Below are 17,983 nucleotides of genomic sequence, written 5' to 3' on the forward strand. Positions count from 1 at the left end.
CGCCCCGGTCATGCCGCGGGCCGGGCCGGTGGCGTCCCGAGCAGCTCGCCGTAGATCGCGACCAGCTCCGCGGCCGTGGCCCCCTCGTCGGGCCAGCCGGCCGCCTGCCGCGACCCGGCCGCCACGAGGTCCGCGGCGTGCGCGCTGTCGCAGAGCACCCGCACCACGGCCTCGGCCAGCGCGACCGGGTCGCCCACCGGCACGAGCTCGGCGGCGTCCCCGAGCAGCTCCGGCAGCCCGCCGGTGCGGGTGGCGACCAGCGGCACCCCGGCGCGGAGGGCCTCCTGCGCGGTCAGCGAGCGCGCCTCCCAGCGCGAGGGCAGCACGCAGAGGTCGGCGGCGCCGAGCAGGTCGGCGACGTCGTCCCGGCGGCCCAGCAGCGCGACCGGGAGCGCCTCGGCGCGGATCCGCCGGGCCAGCTCGTCGTGCAGCGGCCCGTCCCCGGCGATCACCACCGACGGCGCCGGGCGCACCCGCTGGTCGGCCGACCAGCGGGCCACCGCGTCCAGCAGGACGTCGTAGCCCTTCTGCGGGTGGAGGCGCCCCACGGCGACGACGAGCGCGCGGTCGTCCTCGAGGCCGAGCTCGGCGCGGACCTGCGCCGGGGGGCGGGTGGCAGGGGGAAGCGGCGGTGCGGACACCGGGGCGACCCGCACGTCGCCCGCCCCCAGCCGCCGGGCGTTCTCCGCGAGATCGGCCGAGGCGGCGAGGACCACGTCCGCGGCCCGCACGGTGGCCTGCTCGGCGCGCTGCAGGACCCGGCGCCGCAGCCCGCCGCCGTCGGGCAGGGCGTTGTGCAGGGTGAGCACCAGGGGGACGGTCCCGCCGGCCAGCCGGCGGGCGGCCGCGGCGACCAGCCCGGCCCGCAGGCCGTGGGCGTGCACGAGGTCGGTGCCGGCGAGCGCGCGGCGGAGCGCCCGCACCGCCCGTAGGTCCGCGGCCGGGGCCAGGCCCGCGGAGATCTCCACGGGGGTGAAGCGGGCGCCCCGCCCGGAGAAGCCGAACAGCGCGTCGGTGGCCGCCGGCCCGCAGACCCCGACGTCGGCGCCGGCCGCGAGCAGCGGCGGCACCAGCGAGCGGACGTGGGTGCCCACCCCGCCGGTGCTGGTGGCCAGCACCTCGGTGACGCGGCGTTCCCGCAGGGGCGCCTCAGCCACCGCGCACCTCCTGCCGGTCCGTCGTCCGCAACTCCCGGAGCGCCCCCACGAGCTGCGCACGGGCCGTCCCCATCATGACCGCCAGCGCGACGACCAGCACGACGCCCCCGGCGAGGAGCCCGGCGGCGAGCGCGAGGAGCAGCCCCGCGTCGGGCACGCGGTCGGCGCCCAGCGCACGGGCGACCCACAGCCCGGCCGCGCCGCCCAGGCCCGCGGCGAGCACCGCGGCGGGGCCGCTGCGCGACAGCCCGTGCAGCGCCGGCCGGCCCGCCGCCCGGACGACGGCCACCAGCAGCCCCGCGCCGGCGACGGTGACCCCGAGGGTGTGGCCGAGGGCCAGCGCGGCGGCCCGGTCGGCGGCGGGGAGCGCGCGGGCCAGCACGACGTCGGCACCGGCGGCCAGCAGCCAGCCGCCCAGCACCCACGCCGTCGGCGCCTTCCACAGCCCCCGGGCGTAGAGCGCGCGGGTGAGGACGGCGACCAGGCCGTAGCCGAGCAGGCCGGGTGCGAAGGCGACGATCGTGTCGCGCAGCGCCGCGACCTCGCGGTCGGTCCCGGAGACGAGGAAGACCCGCGCCACGGGGCCGGCGGCGGCGACCAGGACCGCGGTGGCGACGGCGGACGCCGCGACGGTGAGCACGACCACGGGGGCCAGGGCGCGGCGGTAGCCGGTCTCGTCGCCGCTCTCGGCGCGCTCGGCCAGCCCCGGGTAGGCCGAGGTCGCCAGCGGCACGGCGAGCGCCGCCCAGGGCAGCAGGAAGACCGTCAGACCGGCGACGTAGACGACCTGCGTGCCGTCGGGCGCCCCGCTGTTGGCCAGCCGGATGGCGACCACGGCCACCAGCTGCTGACCGGCCAGGGTGAGGACGCCGGCCAGGGCGAGGCGGCGGACCCGCGGCGCGGCACCGACCGGGAAGCGGAGGGCCGGCCGCAGGCCCAGCCGCAGCCCCCGCAGCGGCACCAGCAGGCTGAGGCTCAGCGCCACCACGCCGAGCGTCGTCCCCACGCCGAGGACCAGCTCGGCCGGGGTCGAGAGCCCGGCCACCTCCTGGTCGCCGCCCATGGCCGCGAAGGTGAGGTAGGCCCCCGCCACGACGACGCTCGACAGCAGCGGCGCCAGCGCCGGGCCGGCGAAGCGCCGGTGCGCCTGCAGCACGCCGGTCAGGACGATGCCGATGCCGTAGAGGACGACCTGCGGGGCGAAGACCAGCAGGAAGCGGGCGGCCAGCGCGACCTGCTCCGGGTCCTCGGCACCGAGCAGCAGCCGGGCGATCGGCTCGGCCAGCAGCGCGAGCAGGACCGCGAGCGGGACGAGCAGCAGCAGCGTCCAACCCAGCAGGGCCGAGGCCGTGCGCCGCACCTGCTCGCGGTCCCCGGCGGCGATGCCACCGGCGAGCATGGGGACGACGAGGCTGGCCAGCGCCCCACCGGCGACGACCTCGAAGACGATGTTCGGGACGTTGTTGGCCGCGAGGTAGGTGTCACCGGTGCTGTCGGGGCCGACCGTGTTGGTGAAGACCAGCGTCCGCCCGAACCCGGCCAGCCGGGCCAGGACGGTGAGCGCCGCGATCAGCACCGCGGCCCCGGCCACCCCGCGGGCCACCTGCCGCGTGGTCACGAGGATCGGCGACCGAGGCGGTCCAGTTCCCGCAGGCCCGGCGTGGCCTCGATGACCCGGGTGAAGCTGATCCGCTCGCTGGCGAGGGTGAGCCCGGTGACGACGGCCAGCGCGCCGGCGCGTGCCCCGCGGGAGGGCATCGCGGCCAGCCGCAGGCCCAGCAGCGCACCGAGGGCGTTGGCCCCGCTGTCCCCCAGCATGACCCGCTCGCCGAGGTCGTCGGGCAGGACGGCCAGGGTCGCGCCCAGGGGCCCCGCCACCAGGACGCCGGAGGGGCCGCCGAGGCCGGCGGCCGCCGCGAGGGCACCGGCCTTGGCCGCGCGCCCCGGCCGCAGGTCGAGCAGGTTGAGCAGGTTGGCGGTGCCGGCGACGAGCCCGGTGGTGAGCACGGCCTCGACGAGCGCGCCGGGGCTCCGCCCCGGACCGCGGGTGAGCAGCGCGGCGACGGCGGCCGCGGCGCCGATGCCGGCGACCTTGACCGCGCCCGCCGAGACGCGGCCCTCCCGCAGGGCCCGCAGGTGGCCGGCGAGCCCCTTGTCGCGGGCCTGCTCCGGCCGGGCGCCCGCGAGGTCGTCGTACCCGCCGACCAGGCCGGAGACGGCACCGACCACCGCCGCGGCGGCCCGGGTGCCGGGCGGGGCGCCCAGCGCCGCGGTCGCCGTCGCCGACAGCGCCAGCGCGGGGCCGCCGAGCAGGCTGACCGGCCGGCCGGCGTAGTTCGTGCGCCTCCACGGGGCGCCGGCGGGACCGTCCGCGAGCCGGGCGGCGACCGCCAGGGCGACCCGGGCCGCCCCGGCCCCGGCGAGGGCGGGGAGCGCGGTGCGCCGGGCGCTCACTGCGCGCCGGTGGGCAGCGGCGGCACCGGCTGGGCGTCCTCGCCGGTGCCGTACATGCCCGAGGTGCCCTGCGTCTCCTGGCCCAGCGCCAGCACCGTGCTGATCCGCCCGACGACGGCCGCGACGTTGTCCACCGTGGAGATCGCGTCGGCGAGCGCCGGGTCCGCGCGCACGGCGCCGATGAGCCCGTTCGGGCGGGCCGACGGCGCGTCGCCGGCCACCACGGCTCCCCGGCCCTGCGCGTCGAGGGCGGCGGCCAGCTCGACCAGGGCGGCGTTGCGGGCGTCGGCGTCGTCGCCGGTGAACCCGCTGCCGGTGAGCAGCACCGCGTGGTCGGCGGGCGAGACCGACGCGCTCTCAGGAACGAGGACGTCCAGCGAGCTCAGGCCGGCCAGCACGGAGGAGACGGCTGCGGTGTCGGGCGCCGGGCCGTCCGGCGGGACCATCAGCACCTGCGACAGCAGACCGGCCACGAGGACACCGGCGTCGCCGCTCTCGGGCAGCTGGACGCCGGCGGGCAGCCCGGCGCCGGTCACGAAGCTCTGCAGGGCGGAGGCCGTCGCCGGGTCGCTGTACTCGGGCTGGAGCCGCACCACTCCGCTGACCGAACCACCGGCCTCCTCGATCAGCTCGGTGACCGCCTCGACGGTCTCGGGGGTGACGCTGTCGTTGGTCGGGACGAGCAGCACGGAGCGGTCGGTGAGCGTCCCCTCGACCAGGGGCCCGGCGACGGCCTCCTCGAACTCCTGCGAGGTGTCCAGCCGTGCCTGCAGGTCCCGCGTCTGGTCCTCGAGGTCCCGCTTGTCCTGCTCGAGCTGGGCCACCTGGTTCTCGATGTCGGCGAGGATCGGCTCGTTGAGCGCCGTCGTCCCGATGACGATGCCCAGCGCCACCGCGAGGAACACCGCGATCAGCGAGACCAGGTGGTAACGGAAGTCGATCACGTGAAGAGGTTCTCCAGCCAGAACATGAAGCTGTTCCATTGGTCGAGCAGCAGGTCCAGGTAGACGCGCCCGGCCGCGGACAGGGCGAGTGCCGAGCCGATGGCGACGAAGGCGGCGATCACCAGGACCACGAGCGCGGTCGTCGAGATGCGGCTGCGGTACAGCCGGCTGACGCCCTTCGCGTCGACGAGCTTGCCGCCGAGGCGCAGGCGGGTGAGGAAGGTCGAGGCCATGCCCCCGCGTCCCTTGTCCAGGAACTCGACGAGCGTGGCGTGCGTGCCGACGGCGACGATGAGCGTCGCGCCCTTCTCGTCGGCGAGGAGCATCGCGATGTCCTCGCTGGTGGCGGCCGCCGGGAAGGTGATGGCCTCGACGCCGAGGTCCTGCACGCGGGCCAGGCCGGGTGCGCGGCCGTCCGCGTAGGCGTGCACGACCACCTCGGCGCCCGAGCGCAGGACGTCGTCGCTGACGGAGTCCATGTCGCCGATGATCATGTCCGGCGAGTAGCCCGCCTCGACCAGCGCGTCCGCGCCGCCGTCCACGCCGATGAGGACCGGGCGGTAGTCGCGGATGTAGGAGCGGAGGGCGTGGAGGTCCTCCTTGTAGTCGTAGCCGCGGACGACCACGAGCACGTGCCGGCCCTCGATCTTCGTGGTCACGTCCGGGACGCCGACCCCGTCGAGCAGGAGCGCGCGCTCCCGCTTCATGTACTCCATGGTGTTGGCGGCGAACGCCTCCAGCTGCACCGAGAGGCCGGCCTTCGCCTCGGCCATCGCGGCGGCCACCGTCCCGGCGTCGTGCTCGGTGCCCTCGGCGAGGACCGTGCCCTCGGCGTCGACCAGGCGGCCGCCGTCGAGGCGGACCTCGGTGCCCTCCTTGACCTTCGCGAAGACGTCCTTGCCGACGTCGTCCAGGAGCGGGATGCCGGCGTTGATCAGGATCTCGGGGCCCAGGTTCGGGTAGCGGCCGGAGATGCTGGGCGCGGCGTTGACGACGGCGGCGACCTTGCAGCCCACCAGCGCGTCAGCGCTCACGCGGTCGATGTCGACGTGGTCGATGACGGCGATGTCGCCGGGGCGCAGCCGCTTCGTCAGGTTCTTGGTGCGCCGGTCCAGGCGGACGGTGCCGGCGGTACCGGGCCCCGCCTCGTGAGCCCGGCCGCGGCGAACGGTGCCGATGCGCATGACGTTGCATGCTGCCACGCTCGGCAGCCGGGCCGATCCTCCGACGCGCCTCGGCGACGCCCCGGTCACGCAGCGTGTCCGACACCACCTTCGGCCGACACGCCGGGCTCGCCGTGTCGGCCGCCTTCGCGGAACCGTTACCGAGTTGTGACTAGCGTTGCCCGTGTGACTGGTGTTGCCGCAGCCCTGACGACCGACGCGTCCCTCCCGCAGGTCGAGGAGGCCGCCCCGGTGCCCGCCGGCACCGCGGTGATCAGGGCTGTTCCCACCCGGGACCCGGTCGCGGCCCCCGCCGCGCCCCCTGCCCCGCCGGAGGCGGACGAGGCGGAGCGGGCGCGCGGCCCGCGCAAGCGGCGGGGGCAGGGGATCCGGGAGCACCGGCGGCAGCAGACGCGGGAGCGCATCGTCGACGCCGCCACGGAGCTGTTCGAGGAGCGGGGCTTCGACGCGGTGAGCGTCGTGGAGATCGCCCAGCGCGCCGGCGTGGTGGAGAAGACCGTCTTCAACCACTTCCCCGTGAAGGAGGGGCTGGTCTTCGACGCCGACCCGCCGATGCGGGCCGCTCTGCTGGCGGCGGTGCGCCGCCGGCCGGCCGGCGAGTCGGTGGCCGCGGCCGCGGGGAGCTTCGTCGTGGCCGCGGTCAGCCTGCTGGGCACCCCCGAGGCCGCCGACGGGGTGGCCCGGATGGCGCGGGTGATCCGGGGCAGCCGCACGCTGCAGGTGCGCGAGCGGGAGATCCTCGGCGAGCTCACGACCTCGTTGGCGGAGCTGATCGCCGAGGAGACCGAGGCGCGGCCGGGGCAGGTGGAGCCGTGGCTGGCCGCGCACGCCGTGCTGGGTCTGTACGCCGCGCTGCTGGAGCTGGCGCGCGACCGCGTGCTGGCCGGGGTGAGCGGCCCGGAGCTCGCCGCCGAGCTCCGCCGCCAGGGCCGCCGCGGCCTGGCGCTGCTGCAGTTCGGCCTCGCCGGCTACGCCAAGCGACGCTAGCCCTTGTCGCGCTCCGGACGACGACCGCGGCCAGGAGCCGTACCCCCGTCGCGCTGAGCCGTTTCCCAGCGTTCCCCGGGGACCCTCCGGGCCCCGCTCGTCAGGACGGATTGATCTGCAGTGAGCCCAGCAGCTGGTCGCCGCGGTCGCCGGGCAGCTCGGGGTCACGGGTGAAGAGGGCGACGGCGACCATGTAGCCGTCCTCGCCGGCCCAGCCGTGGCCCTCGGCGCAGAGCCGGCGGATGTGGTCGCGCACCTTGGGCTCGCTGCTGTAGGGCCCGAAGTCCAGCCCCATGGCGAGGAAGTTGACGACCCGGTAGCCGAGCTCCTCGGCGGTGCGCACGGTCGTCTCGGGATCGGAGTAGCTGGCGACGGCGGTGATCACGTCGGTGTAGCCGACCTTGAGCAGCTGCAGCACCAGGTCGTTGCCGCGGACGCCGCCCCACAGCTCGGGCATCAGGATCTCGCGGTCGGGGGCGGGGATGTACGGCGGGTTGGAGATCACCGTCCGGGCCGGGCGCCCACCCGCGGAGTCGGCCTGGTCGAAGAAGTCGCCGAGCTCGACGGTGTACCGGTCGGCGACGCCGCGGGCGGCGATGTTGGCGCGGGCCTGCTCCACCGACGGGGCGCTGATGTCGTAACTCCGCACCCGGAGCCCGGGCAGGGACCGGATGACGTCGGAGATGGCGGTGGCGTCACCGGTCCCCAGCTCGTCCACCGCCTCCTCGACCCAGCCGAGCTGGTCGCGGTACTGGCTGAGCAGCATGCACACCGAGAAGCCGTAGTGCGCGGACTCGTCGGTCGAGGAGAAGCACGTCACCGACAGCCCCTACCCCGGGTGTCCGCCGCGCACTCCCCGGTCACCCGCACCGGGGAACGCCGGTCAGCGGGCGGCGGCCGCCACGGCGAGGAGCTCGCGCGCGTGCGCCTGGCCGGTGTCGCTGTCGGCCAGGCCGGAGAGCATGCGGGCCAGCTCCCGCACCCGGTCCTCGCCGTCGACCGACCGGATGTCGGTGGCGGTCACCCCCGCGCCGGTGTCGGGTGACTTGTCGACGACGAGGTGGGTGTCGGCGAACGCCGCGACCTGCGCGAGGTGGGTGACGACGACGACCTGGTGGTCGCGGGCGAGCCGGGCCAGCCGCCGCCCGATCTCCCCCGCCGCCTGGCCACCCACACCGGCGTCGACCTCGTCGAAGACCATGACCGGGACGGGGTCGGCGCCGGCGAAGACGACCTCGATGGCGAGCATGACGCGGGAGAGCTCACCGCCGGAGGCGCCCTTGTGCACCGGGCGGGGCGGGGCCCCGGGGTGTGCCGCCAGCAGCAGCGCGACCTCGTCGATCCCTTCGGGGCCGGGGTCGTCGGGGCGGCTGTCGATGCTGAAGGAGACCTGGGCGCTCTTCATCGCCAGCCCGGCCAGCTCGCCACCCACCTCGGTGGCGAACCCCTCGGCGGCGGCCCGCCGGCCCGCCGAGATCTCGGCGCCCAGCCGGTCGACCTCCGCCCGGGCGGCGTCCCGCTCGGCGGCCAGCGCCTCGAGCGCCTCGTCGGAGACGTCGAGCTCGGCGAGCCGCCCGGCGGCGTCCTCGGCCCACGCCAGCACGCCGGCGACCCCGGCGCCGGGGTCGGCGTACTTGCGGACGAGCGCGGTGAGGGCGGCCCGGCGGTCGAGCACCTCGGCCAGCCGGGCGGGGTCGGCGTCGAGGTCGGCCACGTAGCCGGAGAGCTGCCCGGCGACGTCGGAGACCACGGCGACGGCGTCCGCGAGGTCCTGGGCCAGGATCACCAGTGTCGGGTCGTCGGAGCCGGCCAGGGCGCGCTCGGCGATCGCCAGCGCCGCGGTGGCGTCCTGGGGCACCTCGCCGGCGCCCAGGTCACCGGTGACGTCGCCGACGAGCGCCGTGCGGGCCTCGTCCGCCGCGGCCCGCAGCGCGTCGGCGTCGCTGAGCCGCTTGGCCTGGGTGTCCAGCGCGTCGTCCTCACCGGGCTCGGGGGCGACGGCGGCGATCTCCTCCAGGCCGTGGCGGAGCACGTCGGCAGCCTGTGCCAGCTCGCGGGCCTGCCCGCGCCGGCGGTCGAGGTCCGCGGCGAGCTCCCGCCAGCGTCGGTGGGCCTCGCGGTAGCGGTCGAGGAGGGCCAGGTGATCGGCGCCGGCGTACCGGTCGAGCGCCCGGCGCTGCTCGGCCGGGCGCGACAGCCGCAGCTGGTCGGTCTGGCCGTGCACCGCGAGCAGGCTCTCTGCGAGCTCGGCGACCACGCCGACCGGCACGCTCCGGCCGCCCAGGTAGGCGCGCGACCGGCCCTCGGCGCTGACCGTGCGGGCCAGGATGAGGCTGCCGTCGTCGTCGGGATCGGCGCCGGCGTCGGCCGCCCGCGCCCAGGCAGGCGACTCCGGCGGCAGCTCGAGCCGTCCCTCCACCCCGGCACGGCCGCTGGCCCGGACCCGCCCGGGGTCCGCCCGCCCGCCGAAGAGCAGGGTCAGCCCGGTCACCACCATCGTCTTGCCGGCGCCGGTCTCGCCCGTCACGACCGTCAGGCCGCGGCCGAGTTCCAGGGTCACGTCGTCGATCGCGCCCAGGCCGCGGATTCGCAGCTCCGAGAGCCGTCCGGTCGCCCTGCTGGAACGGCCCTCCTGCAGGGGCCCGCGCCGAGCGCCAGCGAGGTGCGGGGGGCAGGAGGGTCCTTCGTCAGACGTCGTCGTCCGTGCCGCCACCGCTCACCTCCCGGGCCGCTGTCGGGGCCTCCGCGCCGTCCGGGACGACGACGTCGCGGGTGAGCACGTTGCGGCTGGTGAACAGCTCGTGGCCGGGGCCGGCGTGGCGGGCGTCGCGGAAGCCGCGGACGGGGAGGCCGAACTTCGCCACCAGCCGGTCGCCGAAGGTCGAGGCGTGCACGCGGGCGATGCGCACCGGCCGGCTCGCGCGGCGGACCTCGACGCGGCCGCCGTCGGGGACGTCGAGGGTGCGCCGCCCGTCCGCGGACACCCGCGCCTGGTTGCCGTCGGCGGGCACCGCCACGGTGACCACCGAGTTCGGCGAGGTCACGAGTGGCCGCGCGAAGAGCGCGTGGGCATTGCTCGGGACCAGCAGCAGCGCTTCCACGTCGGGCCAGACCACGGGACCGCCCGCGGAGAACGCGTAGGCGGTGGAGCCGGTGGGGGTCGCGCACAGCACGCCGTCGCAGCCGAAGCTGGTCAGCGGCCGCCCGTCGATCGCGATGACGACGTCGAGCACCCGGGAGCGCTCGGCCTTCTCCACCGAGACCTCGTTGAGCGCCCACGTCCCACCGACGACCGTGCCACCGGCGTCGACCACGTCGACCTGGATGGCGAGCCGCTCCTCCACCGAGTACTCGCAGTCCTCGATGGCGGTCAGGGTCTCCTCGACCGCCTCGGGCTCGGTCTCGGCGAGGAAACCGACCCGGCCGAGGTTGACGCCCATGAGCGCGGCGTCGGTGTACCGGGCGAGCTCGGCGGCGCGCAGGAAGGTGCCGTCGCCCCCGAAGACCATGATGATCTCGGCGTCCTTGGCCGCGTTCTCGTCGCAGGGCACCACCTCCGCGCCGGGGATCTCCAGGTCGGGCGCCTCGTCCTCGAGCACCTTGACCCCGATGCCGCCGCGGAGGAGCCGCGCCGCCGACGTGCGGGCCAGCTCGACGATGTCCCCCCGCCCGGTGTGCACGGTGAGGAGGACCCGCCGGGTCGTCCGCTCGTCGGTCGCTGCCGTGCTGGGCTGGGTCACTGCGGTCCCTCCTGGACTGCTCGACGGACGGCGTCCTCCTCGATCGGCCCGGCGTCGGACCGCAGCCAGAGGAAGAACTCCACGTTGCCGGCCGGCCCCGGCAACGGGCTGGCCACCACGCCGGCGGTGCCCCAGCCCAGCGCCTGCGCCGCCCGCCCGACCTCCAGGACGGCCTGCACCCGGTGTTCCGGCTCACGGACGACGCCTCCGGCGCCGAGCCGCTCCCTGCCCACCTCGAACTGCGGCTTCACCATCGGGAGGAGGTCGGCGTCCGGACGGGCGCAGGCGGTGAGCGCCGGCAGCACCAGGCGGAGCGAGATGAAGGACAGGTCGGCGACGACGAGCTCCACCGGACCGCCGATCGCCTCGGGCGTCAGCGTGCGCACGTTGGTGCGTTCGTGCACCTGCACCCGGTCGTCGGTGCGCAGCGGCCAGGCGAGCTCCCCGTACCCGACGTCGACGGCGACGACCTCGGCCGCCCCGCGTCGCAGGAGGACCTCGGTGAAGCCCCCGGTGGAGGCGCCGGCGTCCAGCGCCCGCCGCTGCTCGACCGGGACGGGGAAGGCCTCCAGGGCGCCCAGCAGCTTGTGCGCGCCGCGGGACACCCACGACGGTTCGTCGGGGTCGGTCCGCACCACGACGGGGGTCCCCGCCTCGACGCCGGTGGCCGGCTTGGTGGCCGCCTGACCCGCGACGGCGACCCGCCCCTCCGCGATGAGGCTCACCGCGTGCTCGCGCGACCGGGCCAGGCCGCGGCGCACGAGCTCGGCGTCGAGCCGGCTGCGACGGGCCATCAGCGCGGGTCGATCGTGCCGAGCTCGCGCTGCAGGCGCGCGTGCTCGGCCTCGAAGACGGCGACGTGCTCGGACACCGGCAGCTCGTCGAGACCGTCCAGCCGGCCGTCGCCGCGTTCCGTGCGCGCGGCCTCGTCCTCCGCCTGCGTCGCCGTCGCCTCCTCCGCGGCGGCCGGCTCCGGCCGCGGGCCCGCCGAGGGCGCCGCCCCGGGGACGGCGACCGGCGCGGGCCCAGGGCGGTAGGGCCCTGGCACCGGTCGCGGTGCGGTCGGCTCGGTCACGGAGCACCTCTCGGGGGAAGGGGGCGGGCCGGGACGGGCGCTCGCGGGCGCGCCGCCGTCTGCAGCGGAGGTTACCGGCCGGGGACGACGCCGACGGGGCCGACGGAGCAGCGCGATAGCGTCGGGCGACCGCACCCACCGCCGATCCCAGGGGAGATCCCTCCGCGTGGCCACGATGGACCAGTGCATGACCGCCCTGTCGGGGATCCTCGGCGACCTCGCCGCGAACCCTGCGGCGGCGGGGCTCGACCGCAGCCTCTCCTGCCGGCTGACCGATCTCGACCAGGTGGTCCTCGGCCGGCTGAGCTCGGGGTCGGTGCGGGACCTGCACGCGGTCCCCGACGGCCCGGCCGTGCCCAAGGCCGACATCCGGCTGACCATGAGCAGCGAGGACCTGGTGGCCCTCACCGATGGCCGGCTCTCCTTCGGCCCGGCGTGGGCCGGCGGACGGGTGAAGCTCGAGGCGGGGCTGCGGGACCTCCTGAGGTTGCGCAAGCTGATCTGAGGGCGGGCGCGTCAGCGCTGGGTCTCCCCTGCCAGGCCCCAGGCCCGTGCAGCCGTGCTCGCCGCCGGCCCGTGGGCCAGCACGCGCACCGGCGCACCCTCCCGGGGATGACCGGCCCAGTGCGCCACGCAGAGGGCGCGCAGCCCGTCGAGCCCGTCGGAGCCGGCCCCGGCTGCGCCCTCCGGGACGTCGTCGGGTCCACGCAGCTCCAGGGCATCCGCTCCCTCGGCCTGCCGGACCGTCCAGCCGCCGCACCGCCACGTCCGGTGCTCCGCCGTCACCGGCGGGTGCCCCTGGAGGAGGCCGGAGGCGTCGGCGGCGAGCAGGTCGGGCCGGTGCTCCGGGCCGGCGGCGAGCAGCGTGGCCGGGTCGGTGACCCCGGAGAACACCAGCAGGCTGGCCGCGCCGGCGCGCCGGGCTCCCTCGATGTCGGTGTCGAGCCGGTCGCCCACGACGAGCGGTCGCACCGCACCGGTGCGGTGGACGCACTCGGCGTGCATCGCCGGGTCCGGCTTCCCGGTGACCAGCGGCTCGCGCCCGGTGACCTGCCGGACCACGGCGACCATCGCCCCGTTGCCGGGCAGCGGGCCGCGCGGCGAGGGGATCGTGGCGTCGGCGTTGGTCGCCACGTGCCGGGCGCCGTTGCGGACGGCGACCACGGCCTCGGCGAGCTGCGCCCAGCCGACCTCTCGGCCGTAGCCCTGGACGACCGCCTCCGGTTCGTCGTCCGCACCGGTGACCACCGTGAGCCCGGCCGCCTCCAGCGCAGCGGCGACGCCGGGGCCACCGACCGGCAGCACGCGCGCACCTACGCCGAGCAGCTCCGCGACGACGGTCGCGGCCGCCTGGGAGCTGGTGATGACGTCGTCCGGACCGGCCGGCACCGCCAGCTCGGTCAGGTGGTCGGCCACCTGCTGGGGCGTGCGGGCGGCGTTGTTGGTGACGAAGCCCAGCCGCATGCCCTCCGCGCGCGCACCGGCGAGCGCGGCCGGCACACCGGGGACGGCGTCGGGACCGACGTAGACGACCCCGTCCAGATCGAGCAACGCCACGTCGTACCGCCGGGCCGGCGGCTCGGGGCAGCCGGCAGCCAGCTCCGGGAGCATCGTGCGGTCGTTCACGCCGACCCCCTCCTCCGGCGGGCCCGGACCTCGCGGAGCGCCCGGGCGTAGTGGGTGAGGTCGGGCCGCATGGCGACGGCGAGTGCCAACTGCTCGGCGGCCAGGGCCAGGTCGCCGGCGCGGCTGGCGGCCAGACCGAGGCCGAACCGGGCGTAGTCGTCGGCGGGGTCGGAGGCGATGAGATCGGTGAAGCTCTCGATCGCCTCGGGGTAGCGGTGGGCGTCGTACTGGGCCCGCGCCAGCGCCTCGCGGACGCTGCGCGATCCCGGCTCCGCCTCCGCCGCCCGGGCGAGGAGCGTCGCCGCGGCGTCGGGATGCCCGTCGGCGAGGAGCTCCAGCCCGCGGTGGTACCAGTCGTACACACCGCCGGCAGGCGCCTCGCGGGCTCCCCCGCGATCGTCCGGTGCGCCTGCTGCTGACACCGTCGCCCCCTTCCTCGACCGCTGCCGGACCCCACCGGTGCGCCGGTCCGCGAGGAGCGACCGACGGCGACCGCCGGTGGCGCTCCTACGATCCTCGTCGTGCACTCGTCGTCGGAGGGACCCCGAACGCCACCCAGGTCGGGCCCGGGCCTGGAGGTCCGGCCGTTCCGGGCGCTGACCTACCGGGACCGGGATCCCGGGCACCTGGCCCGCGTCAGCTCGCCAGCCTACGACCTGGTGACGCCGGCCGGGCGGGCCCGGCTGGCCGATGCCGACCCGTACAACATCGTGCGCCTGATCCTCCCCCAGGTCGACGAGCGGTCCGGTGGCGCCTCCGCCGACCTCGCCGCCGCCACGTTGTCGTCGTGGGTGGACGAGGGCGTGCTCGTGCGCGACGAGGTCGCTGCCCTGTGGCTCTACGAGATGGAGCCTGCCGACGGCGGGCCGGCCACGGTCGGCTGGCTCGGTGCGGTGGCCCTTCCGGCCGTCGGCTCCGCCGCGGTGCTCCCCCACGAGGACACCTATCCCGTGGCGGTCGAGGGACGGTGGGCCTTGCTCGCGGCGACCCGGACCGACCTGGAGCCGATCGTGCTCGCCCACGACCCCGAGCCGGACGTGGCCCTCGTGACCGGGTCGGTGCGGCGGACGGCCCCCACCCTGGCACTGCGCGACGGCGACGGGGTGCTGCACCGGCTGTGGCGGGTGACCGACCCGGTGACCCTCGAGGCAGCCACGCAGGCGCTCTCCCGCACCCGGGCGGTCATCGCCGACGGGCACCACCGTTTCGCGGCGGCACGCGCTCATGCGGCCACCCGCGGTGGCGCCGCCGGATCCGACGCGATCCTCGCGCTGGTCACGCCGATGGGCCCCGGTGGTCTGCGGGTCGACCCGATCCACCGCGTGGTCCCCGGCTTGGCCTTCGACGAGGCGGTCGAGGGAGCTGCCCACGGTTTCGTCACAGCGGAGGTGCCGGTCGACGGAACGGGCACCGAGGCGGTCATCGCGGCCGCGCGGGCGTGGCTGGGCGATCCGGCCGAGCGGGGCTTGCTGCTCAGCGACGGCAGCCGCCTGGTGCGGCTCACCGCTGCCGCACCCGAGGTCCGTGCCGCCGTCCCGGCCGAGGCGCCTCCGGCGTGGCGCGACCTGGACGTGGTGCTGGCGCACCACGGGCTGCTGCAGGCGCTGTGGGCGCGACCGGACACGGTGAGCGCCGTCGTGATCGCCCACAGCCTGGAGGAGGCCCTGTCCGCCGCGGTGGAACGGGCGGGGGTGGCCGTGCTGCTGCGCGCGCCCTCCCCCACCGACGTCGCCGCGGTCGCACGCGCCGGCGCCCGCATGCCGCGCAAGTCCACGCTCTTCGTACCGAAGCCGCGCACGGGCCTGGTGCTGCGCCCACTCGCGGGCTGAGCGGCGGGCCGCAGCGTCACGCCGTCTCCTCGGCTGCCCGCACCGCCGATCGCGGGATCTTGCGTCCGCGCCGGCAGTTGACCTCGCAGACCGAGGCGGTGCCCGAGCCGGTGCGCCAGAAGCGACGCTGAAGCGCGCCCTCGACCTCCACGACGTCACCCGGTTGCCAGGCCGCGACGCGACGCTGCAGCCCCCGGTCGTAGGTGATGCAGGTGAGGACGTCCACGGTCCGGCCGCGCACGCTCCGGCCCGGTCTGCGCACCACCAGTCGGAAGCTCACCAGCGCGTCACCGCTCGGCAGGGTGCGCAGTTCTGCGGGGGCGGACAGCCGCCCCCGCAGGACCACGTCATTGCGATCGATCACAGCCACGCTCATGACCGCAGCCTGCTCGGCGGAGGCGCCCACGGCGCCCGGCTCGGCCGATCTGTGGACGCACAGCCCAGGTGTGGACGAGCGGCACGCTGCTGCCGGTCAGCCCTGCGGCTCGTCCCCCACCGCGTCGCTCCCCTCGGCACCGGACGCGTCGTCGTCACCGGTCTCGCCCAGCAGCTCGGCGACCTCGGCCTCGACCTCCTCGGCGAAAGTCATCGACCGGGTGCTCTCCCCGGCATCGTTGACCAGCGCGCTGCCCAGGACGTCGTCCTCCGCGAGCTCCTCGTCACTGAACTTGACGACGGGGAACGCGTCCTCGGAGATCTCGTCGACGGACAGCACGTGCTCGGAGGGCTCGTCCTCGGACACCTCGTCGACGGACACCTCGTCCCCGGACACCTCGCCCGGGGGGACGTCCTCCACGGGGACCTCACGCGCGGGGACCTCGTCGGTGAGCTGCTCGCCAGGCGCGTCGATCCCGTCGATCTCGCTGAACTCGACGCCCAGGTCCTCACCGGCCAGCTCGGGATCGATCGCCGCGACGGCCTCGAGCCACTGGTCGGCCCGCTCCTCGTCGCCCTGCGTGCGCAGCAGTTCGGCGTAGGCCGCCGCGAGCCGCAGTTGCCCGGGGTCGCCTGCCTCCAGCGAGGAGGGATCCGGGCGCCCGCCGAGCGCCCGTTCGAGGACGAGCCGGGCCGCCGCGCCCTCGCCGAGATCCTGGCGCGCGCCGGCCTCGACCAGGCGCAGCTCCACCGCCTCCTTCTCGTCGACGGACTCACCGAGCGCCTCGTTGACCAGGCGGATTGCCACCTCGGGGCGCCCGAGCGCGCGCTCGCAGTCGGCGAGCACGGCCCGGTAGCCCTGGTCACCGCTCATGCGGCGGTAGGCGCGGATCTCCCGGGCAGCCTCGGCGTAGTCGCCGGCGTGGTAGGCCGCGACCCCGACGGCTTCGCGGACGACCGCCAAGCGGGAAGCCCGATCACGGGCAGCCCGGGCATGGGCGAGGGCGGTCGCCGGGTCCTCGTCGACCAGCGTCCCCGCCACGACGAGGTGGCCGGCCACCTTGGCCGAGTTCCGCGGGTCGAGGCCTCGGAGCGCAGCGCGGATGGCGGGGTCGAGCTCCCGCGGGTCAGCCCACTCGGGCACCTCGGGACCGGCAGGCACCGGTGGTCGCCGGTCCTGCGTGCCCGCAGCCGACCGGCTGCCCTCCGGACGGCGCTCACGCCAGTTGCCCTGGGTCCGCTGCGGACGGTCACCCTGCGGGCGCCGGTCCTGCCAATCCCCACGGGGTCGATCACCCTGGGTCGGCTGAGGCCGGTCACCCTGGGGACGGCGGTCCTGCCAGTCACCCTGGGGCCGGTCCGAACGCTGCGGACGGTCACCTTGAGGCCGCTGGGGACGGTCGCCGTAGGGACGGTCCGAACGCTGGGGACGGTCGCCCTGCGGGCGCCGGTCCTGCCAGTCACCGCGGGGTCGATCGCCCTGCGACCACTGAGGACGGTCAGCCTGCGGGCGGCGGTCCTGCCAGTCACCGCGGGGACGATCACCCTGCGACCGCTGCGGACGGTCGCCGTACGGGCGGTCCGAACGCTGCGGACGGTCGCCCTGGGGGCGGCGGTCCTGCCAGTCATTGCGGGGTCGATCACCCTGCGGCCGCTGCGGACGGTCAGCCTGCGGGCGGCGGTCCTGCCAGTCACCGCGGGGACGATCACCCTGCGACCGCTGCGGACGGTCGCCGTACGGGCGGTCCGAACGCTGCGGACGGTCGCCCTGGGGGCGGCGGTCCTGCCAGTCACCGCGGGGACGATCACCCTGCGGCCGCTGGGTACGGTCGCCGTACGGGCGGTCCGAACGCTGCGGACGGTCGCCCTGGGGGCGGCGGTCCTGCCAGTCACCACGGGGACGATCACCCTGCGGCCGCTGGGGACGGTCACCCTGCGGGCGGCGGTCCTGCCAGTCACCGCGGGGCCGATCGCCCTGCGGCCGCTGGGGACGGTCGCCGTACGGGCGGTCCGGCCGCTGCGGACGGTCGCCGTACGGACGATCGGAGCGCTGGGGACGGCCGCTTTGCGGGCGGCGGTCCTGCCAGTCGTTGCGCGGGCGGTCACCCTCCGCGCGCTGGGGACGGTCTCCCTGCGGGCGGCGGTCCTGCCAGTCACCGCGGGGCCGGTCGCCCTGCGGCCGCTGCGGACGCTCACCGTACGGACGATCGGAGCGCTGGGGACGGTCGCCCTGCGGGCGACGGTCCTGCGCATCGCCGCGAGGGACGGCGCCTCCACCCCCACGGCGATCACCCTGAGGGCGTGAGCCGCGGGACGCCGGTCGCCCTCGGCCGGAGTCGGACCCACCAGGGCCACGTCGCGGAGCAGTCATCTGTTCTAGGTACCTCTTGGCTAGACGCCGCACACGACCAGGACGGCCGGCGGCGGACATGGAAAAAGCGAACGGGGGTCAGAGCACTCGCTCTGACCCCCGTTCGGTGAAGTATGTCCGGCGGCGTCCTACTCTCCCACCCCGTCTCCAGGGCAGTACCATCGGCGCTGAGAGGCTTAGCTTCCGGGTTCGGAATGTTGCCGGGCGTTTCCCTCTCGCCATGGCCGCCGTAACTCTGTGA

Annotated in this window: 18 protein-coding genes and 1 rRNA gene; 4 read left to right on the forward strand and 15 right to left on the reverse strand. The window is 76.4% G+C overall.

All coding sequences use genetic code 11. From position 1 onward, the window contains the following. Positions 1-8: 8 nt before the first annotated feature. From ACI794_RS07040 to steA, 5 genes are read right to left on the reverse strand one after another with little or no spacing between them, the layout of a single operon-like run. Positions 9-1,157 (reverse strand): glycosyltransferase family 4 protein, encoded by a 1,149-nt coding sequence (locus ACI794_RS07040; protein ID WP_456603911.1) that lies wholly within the window; start codon positions 1,155-1,157, stop codon positions 9-11. After that, positions 1,150-2,775 carry a murein biosynthesis integral membrane protein MurJ gene (gene murJ, locus ACI794_RS07045; protein WP_456603910.1) on the reverse strand — a complete coding sequence of 542 codons (1,626 nt, stop codon included), beginning with the start codon at positions 2,773-2,775 and terminating at the stop codon, positions 1,150-1,152. Before murJ ends, ACI794_RS07040 begins: the two co-directional genes overlap by 8 nt. Then, positions 2,772-3,611, reverse strand: coding sequence for a hypothetical protein (locus tag ACI794_RS07050; RefSeq protein WP_456603909.1), 840 nt, complete (start codon positions 3,609-3,611; stop codon positions 2,772-2,774). Before ACI794_RS07050 ends, murJ begins: the two co-directional genes overlap by 4 nt. Further along, complete coding sequence (locus ACI794_RS07055; RefSeq protein ID WP_456615974.1) at positions 3,608-4,555, reverse strand: copper transporter; 948 nt, start codon at positions 4,553-4,555, stop codon at positions 3,608-3,610. Before ACI794_RS07055 ends, ACI794_RS07050 begins: the two co-directional genes overlap by 4 nt. Further along, positions 4,552-5,739, reverse strand: coding sequence for a putative cytokinetic ring protein SteA (gene steA, locus ACI794_RS07060; RefSeq protein WP_456581284.1), 1,188 nt, complete (start codon positions 5,737-5,739; stop codon positions 4,552-4,554). Before steA ends, ACI794_RS07055 begins: the two co-directional genes overlap by 4 nt. Before the next feature lie 165 nt (positions 5,740-5,904). Between steA and ACI794_RS07065 the strand changes: the two genes are divergently transcribed. Further along, a complete protein-coding gene (locus ACI794_RS07065) occupies positions 5,905-6,726 on the forward strand; it encodes a TetR/AcrR family transcriptional regulator (RefSeq protein WP_456603907.1) in 822 nt (273 codons plus the stop codon). 100 nt (positions 6,727-6,826) lie between these two features. Here the strand turns inward: ACI794_RS07065 and ACI794_RS07070 are convergent, their stop codons facing one another. From ACI794_RS07070 to ACI794_RS07090, 5 genes are all read right to left on the reverse strand, one after another. After that, positions 6,827-7,546, reverse strand: coding sequence for a methylase (locus ACI794_RS07070; protein WP_456603906.1), 720 nt, complete (start codon positions 7,544-7,546; stop codon positions 6,827-6,829). Positions 7,547-7,609: 63 nt separating this feature from the next. Then, positions 7,610-9,439 (reverse strand): DNA repair protein RecN, encoded by a 1,830-nt coding sequence (gene recN / locus ACI794_RS07075; RefSeq protein ID WP_456615975.1) that lies wholly within the window; start codon positions 9,437-9,439, stop codon positions 7,610-7,612. Further along, a complete protein-coding gene (locus ACI794_RS07080) occupies positions 9,414-10,466 on the reverse strand; it encodes an NAD kinase (RefSeq protein WP_456603904.1) in 1,053 nt (350 codons plus the stop codon). Before ACI794_RS07080 ends, recN begins: the two co-directional genes overlap by 26 nt. Continuing rightward, the gene (locus ACI794_RS07085; protein ID WP_456603903.1) at positions 10,463-11,260 is read right to left on the reverse strand and encodes a TlyA family RNA methyltransferase; all 798 of its coding nucleotides are present in this window, start codon (positions 11,258-11,260) and stop codon (positions 10,463-10,465) included. Before ACI794_RS07085 ends, ACI794_RS07080 begins: the two co-directional genes overlap by 4 nt. Beyond that, a complete protein-coding gene (locus tag ACI794_RS07090; protein ID WP_456603902.1) occupies positions 11,260-11,541 on the reverse strand; it encodes a hypothetical protein in 282 nt (93 codons plus the stop codon). The genes ACI794_RS07085 and ACI794_RS07090 overlap by 1 nt, the downstream gene beginning before the upstream one ends. Before the next feature lie 175 nt (positions 11,542-11,716). Between ACI794_RS07090 and ACI794_RS07095 the strand changes: the two genes are divergently transcribed. Beyond that, positions 11,717-12,046, forward strand: a complete 330-nt coding sequence (locus ACI794_RS07095; RefSeq protein ID WP_456615984.1) for a sterol-binding protein — start codon at positions 11,717-11,719, stop codon at positions 12,044-12,046. An 11-nt stretch (positions 12,047-12,057) separates the two neighbouring features. On the opposite strand, the gene ACI794_RS07100 is transcribed toward ACI794_RS07095, so the two are convergent. Continuing rightward, on the reverse strand, positions 12,058-13,167 hold the full coding sequence (locus ACI794_RS07100) for an HAD-IIA family hydrolase (RefSeq protein WP_456615976.1): 1,110 nt from the start codon (positions 13,165-13,167) through the stop codon (positions 12,058-12,060). Next, positions 13,164-13,589: a tetratricopeptide repeat protein gene (locus tag ACI794_RS07105; RefSeq protein ID WP_456615977.1), complete on the reverse strand. Its 426-nt coding sequence runs from the start codon at positions 13,587-13,589 to the stop codon at positions 13,164-13,166. Before ACI794_RS07105 ends, ACI794_RS07100 begins: the two co-directional genes overlap by 4 nt. Positions 13,590-13,688: 99 nt before the next feature. Here ACI794_RS07105 and ACI794_RS07110 point away from each other — a divergent pair, with 99 nt between their 5' ends. Beyond that, positions 13,689-14,996, forward strand: coding sequence for a DUF1015 domain-containing protein (locus tag ACI794_RS07110; protein WP_456615978.1), 1,308 nt, complete (start codon positions 13,689-13,691; stop codon positions 14,994-14,996). Positions 14,997-15,012: 16 nt separating this feature from the next. Here ACI794_RS07110 and ACI794_RS07115 read toward each other — a convergent pair whose 3' ends face one another. Together ACI794_RS07115 and ACI794_RS07120 are read right to left on the reverse strand one after the other, a co-directional pair. Then, positions 15,013-15,372 (reverse strand): single-stranded DNA-binding protein, encoded by a 360-nt coding sequence (locus ACI794_RS07115; protein WP_456615979.1) that lies wholly within the window; start codon positions 15,370-15,372, stop codon positions 15,013-15,015. A gap of 96 nt (positions 15,373-15,468) precedes the next feature. Next, a complete protein-coding gene (locus ACI794_RS07120) occupies positions 15,469-16,515 on the reverse strand; it encodes a tetratricopeptide repeat protein (protein WP_456615980.1) in 1,047 nt (348 codons plus the stop codon). A gap of 237 nt (positions 16,516-16,752) precedes the next feature. Here ACI794_RS07120 and ACI794_RS07125 point away from each other — a divergent pair, with 237 nt between their 5' ends. Then, positions 16,753-17,676 carry a hypothetical protein gene (locus tag ACI794_RS07125; RefSeq protein WP_456615981.1) on the forward strand — a complete coding sequence of 308 codons (924 nt, stop codon included), beginning with the start codon at positions 16,753-16,755 and terminating at the stop codon, positions 17,674-17,676. 181 nt (positions 17,677-17,857) lie between these two features. Here ACI794_RS07125 and rrf read toward each other — a convergent pair. Next, positions 17,858-17,974: ribosomal RNA gene (rrf, locus tag ACI794_RS07130) — 5S ribosomal RNA — on the reverse strand. Positions 17,975-17,983: the final 9 nt, after the last annotated feature.

The organism is Blastococcus sp. SYSU DS0541, from assembly GCF_054050875.1.